The 1,051-nt window shown below is 60.7% G+C and carries 1 protein-coding gene and 1 pseudogene; both read right to left on the bottom strand.

Going from position 1 to position 1,051, the window contains the following annotated elements; genetic code table 11:
• Positions 1-180: pseudogene (locus tag AC1D1P_RS24190) on the bottom strand (hypothetical protein); the annotation flags it as partial.
• A gap of 147 nt (positions 181-327) precedes the next feature.
• A partial coding sequence (locus tag AC1D1P_RS24185; protein WP_477674772.1) for a class I SAM-dependent methyltransferase occupies positions 328-1,051 on the bottom strand: 724 nt, incomplete at its 5' end.

Here is a 1,051-nt window from a genome sequence, read left to right as displayed (position 1 = left end):
CTCGGCGTTTTGGGGTGAGCCGGCAAATGCGYTGTAGCGGCTCGCCAGCCTTGCGCCTTCCGGATTCCCGGCCGTGGTGCTCACACCGGCGTCTGTTGTTTGTGCGGCAATGACAAGACCGCCGGCCAGAAACATGGCAGTGGCCATTGCGGCGATGGTGATGGTTTTTTTGATCAGCATGGGGTGCCTCGCTTTCTGAATCAACCTGAAGCAGGCCGGACCGCGACATGCGGTGCGGCTTTTTTTATCTTAAAGGCCGTGCGGCACTGCTCGGCCGTCTTCCGGCGCCGTCCTACGGCCAGGTCCGCCAAAAATGAAGCCGCAGCGCTAGGCGCGCACAAAATAGATGAATGTGGTGCCCGGAAAAATATGCCGGTAGACAGGCCGGGCAATGACCCGCGCCAGATTTTTGGGCTGAAGCAGGCCCGAGGCGCTGTTGTACAGCCGATAGAGTTTGGGGCGCAGCGGTTTCAGGCCAAACTCTTTTCCGAAGGCGACGAGCGATTCATGGCTGAACGCGTTGATGTGTTCGAGCGGGGCAATGGGCATCTGGTCGTCGGGCGACAGCGCGCCGAAATCTTTCCCCTGGCTGATTTTTTTCAGCGCGGCAGCCGCGTTGGGAACGCTGATCTTGATGACCCCGTCTCCTGACAGGGCATCGCGCAGTTTCTCGAGCACCAGCCTGGGTTCCGTCAGGTGTTCAAAGACCTGCTCCGTATTGATGAACCTGAACCTCCTGGCCGGCAGGTCGGCCAGGCCGACAACCCGCAGCCCTACGGATTTGCCGTGGCGGGCGCGTTCTTCGGAAAGCTCCACACCCCATACATTGCAGCCAAATCCCATGGCCATCTTCGACCAGTGCGCCCAGCCGAAGCCGAAGTCAAGCGCGTCCAGTTCCCCCGGCGGGAGCCCGAAGTATTGAATGATGAACTGGACCTGCTCGGCCAGGTAGCGGTATTCGTCCAGGCTGTAATTTCTGTGCTCGCGGTCCAGCTCGGTGCCGGGAACCCAGTCGTTGTAGATCTCGCCCAGCAAGGGGTCGTCGGGCACC

Source organism: Polaromonas sp. P1_E1_2, assembly GCF_056406035.1.
Note: the sequence above shows the minus strand (reverse complement) of the source record. Positions and strands in the feature narration are given on the sequence as shown.